This is a genomic window from Shewanella waksmanii ATCC BAA-643, assembly GCF_000518805.1.
Lineage (GTDB): Bacteria > Pseudomonadota > Gammaproteobacteria > Enterobacterales > Shewanellaceae > Shewanella > Shewanella waksmanii.
In genome coordinates this window covers 22,260-29,531 of record NZ_JAEH01000057.1, presented here as the reverse complement: position 1 = coordinate 29,531, position 7,272 = coordinate 22,260, and the positions used below count along the sequence as shown (strand labels likewise).

Annotated in this window: 8 protein-coding genes; 3 read left to right on the top strand and 5 right to left on the bottom strand. The window is 46.0% G+C overall.

Translation table 11 applies throughout. The annotated features are described in order from the left end of the window. The 5 genes from L865_RS24165 to L865_RS0118050 form a co-directional block, all read right to left on the bottom strand. On the bottom strand, positions 1–156 hold a 156-nt coding region (locus L865_RS24165; RefSeq protein ID WP_037471313.1), incomplete at its 3' end, for a transposase. Positions 157–360: 204 nt separating this feature from the next. Then, positions 361–1,182 carry a GNAT family N-acetyltransferase gene (locus L865_RS0118065; protein ID WP_028774528.1) on the bottom strand — a complete coding sequence of 274 codons (822 nt, stop codon included), beginning with the start codon at positions 1,180–1,182 and terminating at the stop codon, positions 361–363. A gap of 242 nt (positions 1,183–1,424) precedes the next feature. Continuing rightward, positions 1,425–2,372 (bottom strand): alpha/beta fold hydrolase, encoded by a 948-nt coding sequence (locus L865_RS0118060; RefSeq protein ID WP_028774527.1) that lies wholly within the window; start codon positions 2,370–2,372, stop codon positions 1,425–1,427. Between the two features lie 63 nt (positions 2,373–2,435). Continuing rightward, complete coding sequence (locus L865_RS24160) at positions 2,436–3,050, bottom strand: DsbA family protein (protein WP_037471531.1); 615 nt, start codon at positions 3,048–3,050, stop codon at positions 2,436–2,438. Positions 3,051–3,211: 161 nt separating this feature from the next. Next, positions 3,212–3,550, bottom strand: a complete 339-nt coding sequence (locus tag L865_RS0118050) for an outer membrane protein assembly factor BamB family protein (RefSeq protein WP_028774526.1) — start codon at positions 3,548–3,550, stop codon at positions 3,212–3,214. Positions 3,551–3,910: 360 nt separating this feature from the next. Between L865_RS0118050 and L865_RS0118040 the strand changes: the two genes are divergently transcribed. Genes L865_RS0118040 through L865_RS0118030 form a run of 3 tightly spaced genes read left to right on the top strand, consistent with a single transcriptional unit; the run spans position 3,911 to position 7,248 of the window. Continuing rightward, the gene (locus L865_RS0118040; RefSeq protein ID WP_051484690.1) at positions 3,911–4,732 is read left to right on the top strand and encodes an outer membrane lipoprotein-sorting protein; all 822 of its coding nucleotides are present in this window, start codon (positions 3,911–3,913) and stop codon (positions 4,730–4,732) included. A gap of 10 nt (positions 4,733–4,742) precedes the next feature. After that, a complete protein-coding gene (locus tag L865_RS0118035) occupies positions 4,743–5,975 on the top strand; it encodes an ABC transporter permease (protein ID WP_245608465.1) in 1,233 nt (410 codons plus the stop codon). Beyond that, entirely contained in the window at positions 5,968–7,248 is a 1,281-nt protein-coding gene (locus L865_RS0118030) for an ABC transporter permease (RefSeq protein WP_245608464.1), read from the top strand. Before L865_RS0118035 ends, L865_RS0118030 begins: the two co-directional genes overlap by 8 nt. Positions 7,249–7,272: the final 24 nt, after the last annotated feature.

Here is a 7,272-nt window from a genome sequence, read left to right as displayed (position 1 = left end):
TTCTTTTCGCCAACGACTCAGCATTAACGGGTGAATATCAAGCGCTAGCGCAACATCCTTAGACATGACATCGTCTCTTAAGCTTAGCTGGACAGCTTTGACTTTGAATTTTACAGGGTAAAACCATGTCTTTCTTGGTTGGGTATATTTAGGCATTTTAGCCTCCTCAAAGTGATGAGAAGGTGTCCACTAAAACGGGGGAAGAGCAATCATAACCAGCTTAACCTTGTTAACTATACCAGTTATCACTATATGGCACACAGCCGCCAATACAACAAGCATCACAACTTATATTTCAACAATAGTCACCAGCATAATAACCAGCAGATACTCACTAACAGCGATAGTTGCTAACAGGTATTATGCTAATTCAAATGTGACCTTAACAAGGCGATTTTGTGGCGTTAAACCAGCGCGCTCAATGGCTTTTTGTGCGCCAATATTGCCGCTTTCAGTTGAGCACATCGTCGTCAATCCACGTAGATTAGCTTGGTTGATTAAGCTTGAAAGTACCTGAGTAGCTAGTCCCTGACCACGATGAGATTGCGCGACTATCATGCCTAAGTCAGCATATTCGGTCTGATAGCCATCAAATAGGCGACATTCACCCGTTGCCAATAGTTCACCATTTTGCCAGTAACCAAATAACTCTTTACGGCTGATCAGGTTGCCATAGTAGCCTGTAAGCCACTGCTCAGGCGCACCAATGTTACTTGCTGCAAACTCAACAAATTGCTGCAACTGTTGAGTTTTTGCCAATGTTAACGGCAGCTCAGCATCATTACTTTGCCGTGTTGAACTTAGCTGCTGATACATGAGCGCATTAACTTCAAATTGGCTTAAGTTATCAAGACATAGAGATAAATACTGTGGCTCAGCGGTACTGACAAAGGCGCCCTTAACCTGGGGCGTTATTTGACTGTTTTGCTGCGCAATAAGCGTAAACAGTGCTTTGGCATCAGCGCTTGCTTGCGGGGTGAGATAAAACTGCAGTAGGTAACCGTCGTCGTTAACACAGCAAAAACCAACCAATTGGTTTTGTTGATAAAAGCCAAAGTGATTTGCCATGGGGGCAAAGCCAAAGTGCCACATACCATCAAGTGGGGCGCTTGTTTGCGCAAAATACTGCTTTTTAAGTGGGCTGATTATCGCTAGATTGTCGATTGGTTTGATGTCTATCATTGCATTTACCGAGTTAGATTCATTGTGATGAACAGACACTGACTTATTGATGCTGTTCTCAAGTGCTAATCATTGTAACCAAGGCCAAAGCGTTAAGATTGAACAAAAACGACAACCTGAATCTGTGATCTGACAGTAAACTGAAAGTCACTAATTTAGTTTAAAGTAGAGTGGCTAAAACATCGCACCACAGCACCATAGCAATTGTCGCAACTAGTACTTATCGCACATAAGAGCGCTAGCTATTGCACTGATGAGAAGGATAAAAAGGCGTCTGCTGCGGCTTGTGGTTTTTCCATCATGGGTAAATGACCTACGTCAGTCATTAAGTTTAATGTCGCATGGGGCATAGTTTGTTTGAGCGTATCAGCTGCTGAAACATGTAATATGCGATCTTGAGTACCCCATGTAACAAGTACCGGGCCTATATAGGTTGTTAATGCGTCTTCAAGCGGAGAATCTGGCTGCGGACGCCCATTTTCCAATCTATGTATTTGGGTAAATATCTTGCTATTTAGCGGCACCCTAGATTCAGCCTGTTTGGCTAAATGGGTAATGATTGGTTGGGGGACAAAAGGCGGCTTCACAAACAAATAGTCAAATAGTTCGAGAAAATCAGGCTCTGTTCGCGGCAGCACTACTGGGTTTTTACCTGCTTTAATGGATAAAAACATGTCACTGTTTTCTACCCCTTTTACCCCAAAAGGACTGATCAACCATAACTGGCTAACTTTTTTAGGGTAAATTGCTGCATAATTTCCTGCGATATATCCGCCCATCGAACTGCCGGCTAAATGAACCTTGTTGAGTTCAAGTGCTGATAAAATCTCATCAATCCTAGCGGTTTGTGAAAGCACGTCGTAGTCTAGCGAGATATCAGCGCTGCTATCGCCAAAACCCGGTATATCGATGGCGAATACTTCGAAATGATCGGTTAAATGGGCAGCTATTCGATTCCAGTTGTCTTTATCTGCGCCAAACCCATGCAGCAACACCAGCGGTTCACCACTGCCACCTTTAAGATACGCGACATTAAGCTCGTTGACGCGCACTTGTTTCAGCTCAAGGCCTGCCATATGTCGCTCAGCGCTAATCATTAGTTCAAACAACTTAGGTGTTGGCGTTAACATGTATACCGCCAGTAGTAGCGTTGATACACCAAACAGTGTCGCTAAAGCTTTTTTCATCATCTATCTTCTTCCCTGAATTTTACTAAGCCATGAGCCGATATTTATTAGTTATCTATTGGCTATCTATTGGCTAGAGATACGTGCAAAGCGCTGCTGTATATCCTCTGCCTGACAATAGCCCGCAGCTAAAGGGTAAGCTTGATTGGTTTCATCAATATAATATAGTGCGGGGAAGCCGGTTACCTGTAGTTGATGGGCAAGGGTGAGATGTTGCTTAAATTGCTGCTCAGTACTGGCGGATTTGAATACCTCTATAAATTGATTGGCGGCAATGCCGATTGAGCTGGCGCAATCGACTAAGGTGGCTTCTAAAGAAGGGTTTTTCGCTTCAAGGTAATACGCCGACTGGATCGCCTTAGCCATCTCAACTGCACCTTGTTCGATAAGGCTGTCAGCGGCAATCACGGCGCGGCAAGCGGGGTAAGTTGAACGATAAGGGGTATTTAACCGCCAAAAATCATGGTTAAAGCTGACCTGAGCCCGTTTTTCAATTTGATACCAATAGGAAGCGATTGCTTGTTTTAAATCGTCATCCATTGGCTGCGTGGTGTCTGGCGCTAAGCCGCCCATGATCCAGTCTACTGTTGCGTGGCGATGATTATCTAAAAATTTTTCCAACTGTGGCTGAAAGCCGTAGCACCAGCTACACATCGGGTCCATCACATATATTAGTCGCATATTAGTTACTTTTTCTTATTGGCTCTATTTTGGAGTTTGGCAAGGTTAGCTTATTGCTGTCATTGACATATTTTCAACTGACAGTTAATCATAGGTATGCCTTGGCAATGCAAAACGAGTGTAACAGTTTATTTTTGGTGCTCGGTGATGGCTAACAACAGCTAACTCCCAGCGTTGGTCGACACGGTCGCTGCCACAGAGGTTGCTGCAACGGTTTGTTGAGTTGCAACTTGACTATTAATGACTGCGTTAGATTGATGTTCACTGGCAATAATACAGGTGCCAAAGCCCATGCCTTTTAATGCGTTCTCCCAAATGACGGTACCGTCCGATACGTCCAAACAAAATAAATGGCCACCAGAGTATGCAAACACCCGATCGTTCTCATAGCATACATTGGTAACTGTTGAACGCTTGAGTTTGGTCTTCCAAACTTCTGTGCCATCTGCTTTGTTGATACAGATAACGTGGCTGTTAATCCCTAAATACAATCTTTCCATAAGCTCTCACCGGTTAAGTTGATGAACGCAGCCCGCTGATTAATCATCATATTTCAATCAAGAATGATTTTGCGATTGATGTCTTATTACGATAAATGCGTTATTAATTTAATGTTCAAAAACTTATCAGAGCCTAATAATTTCAGCAATCCCTTTGTGGTTAATGCTTTTATGCAGGATGATGAAAATTATGACTTGATTGGTGATGTCCACCTATACCCCCATTTTTTAAATAATAACTATGGGTCTTGGCCGCGCCAATAATCATTTCTATTTCGAACTCAATAATTTATAGTTGAAAAACGCCATTATCCCGCCAATCAACCCTGTGTGATGGTTGTGAACAGTCAAGGAGCCGACATGCCAAGCTACTCAATTAGCCAATGGTTATCACTACGCAGGTTAACGCCGATGTTGGCCATGTTTGCAGCTTCCATTTTTGTCATTACGAGCACGCAGGCCGCAGAGCCTGAGTCTTTGTCTGCATCAGGGTTAAGTGCCAGCGAAATTGTCGCCCAGTCTGATAAGCAGATGCGCGGTGAGTCGAGTTTTACCGAAGCGACCATGAATATTGTGCGTCCAGACTGGCAACGTTCCATGCGGATGAAAAGTTGGACCAAAGGTCAAGAGTTGTCATTGGTGTTAGTCACTGCACCTGCTAAAGACAAAGGCAGTGCTTCGTTAAAGCGCTACAAAGAGATGTGGAACTGGATCCCATCAATTGAGCGGGTCATCAAAATTGCACCGTCGATGCTCAGTCAATCTTGGATGGGATCAGACTTTACCAATGATGATTTAATCAATCAGTCATCTATTGTGGTCGATTATGAGCACCAATTACTAAAACAGGTCAAAATTGGCGATGACAATACCTATGTGATTGATGCGATTGCTAAACCCGATGTACCTGTGGTGTGGAACAAGGTGCGGCTATGGATCTCCAGCGACAGTTTTTTACAGCGCCGAGTTGAGTTTTATGATGAGTTTGATGAGTTAGTCAATACCATGGAAACCTCAGATGTGCAGTTGATGGGGGGGCGGATGTTGGCAACTAAAATGGTGATGATCCCAGCCGATAAACCCGGTCAGCGCACGGAACTCATTACTCATCAGGCGCAATTTGACTTTGATATCGACGACAGCTTTTTCTCTCAGCAAAAAATGCGTTCGCTTAGAGATTAAGGAGTCGGCAATGATGTTGTTTAAGCTTGGGTGGCGCAATTTGTGGCGACAAAAACGCCGAACCTTGATCACCGCATTTGCGATTGCGTTAGCGCTGTTTTTGTCACTCTTCATGCGCAGCATGCAAGAGGGCGCTTATCAGAACAACATCGATAACAGTGCTCGTTTTGCAACCGGACTACTGCAGCTGCAACACCCTGATTTTAGCGACAGCCAAAGTATTGAAGATATACTGCCAGGCAGTGATGAGTTTATTGCAGCCGCCAAGTCGCTCGACCATATTAGTTTTATCCTGCCCAGAATTGAATCCTTTGCTTTGGCTGCCGCTGGCGACAAGTCAAAAGGGGTGGCGGTTATTGGCGCGGTGCCAAGTCTCGAACAGCCTTATTCTGGCATCGGCGATAAGGTGGTTGCTGGTGAGCTGCTTAAAGATGTTGATGAGGGGGTCATGATAGGTCAAGGATTGGCCGACTGGCTTAAAGTGGAGTTGGGTGACGAGTTGGTGCTCTATGGACAAGGTTATCGCGGTCAAACCGCAGCGGGCCTGTACCCTATAAAGGCCATAGTGCGCTTTCCGCTGCCGCAGCTAGATAAGCGCTTAGTCTATTTGCCATTGAGCAGCGCTCAGCAGCTATTTTCAACGGGCGAGCAAGTGACCGCGTGGGTGCTGCATACCGACGAGATTGCCCAGGTTGCTCGTGTTAAACAGCAATTGATACAGGCCTATGCAGGCCAAGCGGTGAATGTACGTGACTGGCTGCAAATGGCACCCCAAATGGCTCAGCAGATCGCCATGGATAAAGCCGGTGGTGTGTTCATGATGTACTTGCTGTACGGCATTGTGGGCTTTGGATTGTTTGCGACTATTTTGATGATGACTTTAGAGCGTCAGCGCGAATTTGCGGTAATGCTTGCCACGGGCCTACAGCGCGTTAAGCTGCTGCAATTGATCGTGATCGAATCGAGCTTGATTGCCCTATTGGGAATGCTGATGGGCTTAGCGTTGGCCATTCCGTTAATTGGTTATTTCTACTTCAACCCCATTGAACTAACAGGCGATACGGCGCAAGTTATGCTTGATATGGGCTGGGAGCCAATTGTGCCTATGTCGGTCTCAATGCAGTTGGCGGTTGACCAACTCTTGGTGGTATCGCTACTGATGTTGATCTGTTTACTGTATCCGCTTTGGCGCGCCTACCATCTTGATGTGGTCAGCGGCCTAAAAGGAGACCAACATGGTTAGTGCGCGCGTTGAGGGGCATTCAAGGACGTCTCGATTGTTGCTGATTATTAAGCTGGCTTGGCGCAATCTTTGGCGCAACCGGTTACGCACCGGAATTATGTTGGCCTGCATGGTGTTTGGTCTGATGGGCGTGGTCACTATGATGGGGTTTATGACAGGCATGTACGCCAACATGATAGACAACGCCATAAGTTGGCAAACTAGTCATCTGCAAATTAGCCAGCGGCACTATCTGCAAGACCCCGATATCAATTACGTTATCACTGACCCCAATCCAATTGTGACAGCATTATCAGACAGTAGCGCGGTAAAGGGATTTTCTTCGCGAGTGTTAGTTGACGGTATGGTTGCTTCAGCCAGAGCCAGTCGAGGCGTAAAAATTGTTGGTGTTGACCCTGAAGCTGAGGCCGTAATTAGTCCCATAGATAGCCATATGAGCGACGGTAGCTGGCTGACATTAGAGGGCCGTAAACCCATAGTGGTGTCGGCGAAAACCGCCAGCCGACTTAAGCTGATGCTGGGCTCAAAAGTGGTGCTGACCTTTACCAATACCAACAAAGATGTCACCGGCGCGGCGTTTCGTGTACAGGGTATTTTTGCGTCGCCATCAAGTGAATTCGATGAGAGTCATGTTTATGTACGTGATGAGGATTTACGCGCGGCCGCAGGAGTGCAGGGCATTCATCAAATCGCAGTGTTACTTAATAGTGCTGATAATTTTGAACGCAGCCAAGTTGAGCAAATAAAAGCGGCGCTGCAAGCAGTAAGTGATCCGGCCGATGAAGTGCGAGACTGGCCACAGATCCAGCCGCTACTCGCAACCTTGATTGGACAAATGGCGACCAGTAACGCAGTGGTGCTGGTGGTGTTTGTCAGTGCAATGGGATTTGGCATTATCAATATTATGTTGATGGCGGTATTTGAACGCACACGAGAGTTTGGTGTGCTGATGGCCGTGGGGATGGAGAAAGGCCAAATTTTTGCCTTAATAGTGTCGGAATCAGCTTTGCTTGGGGCGGTCGGTGCATTGCTAGGTATCGTGGCCAGCAGTGTGTTGATGGCAGTTTTACAAAGCACCGGTATTTCGCTGGGTAATATGGCAGCAGGTCTTGGGGCATTTGGGGTAGATACAATGTTATACCCTCAAGTGAGTCTGGCGACTTATCAGTGGGTATTTGTGGCAGTGATGGTGGTGAGCGTGCTCGCGGCCATGTACCCAGCAAGACAAATTTTAAAGCAGCGGCCGGTACAGGCGATGTCAGAGAAACACTAACCTGACGACTAACATAGGCTAAGA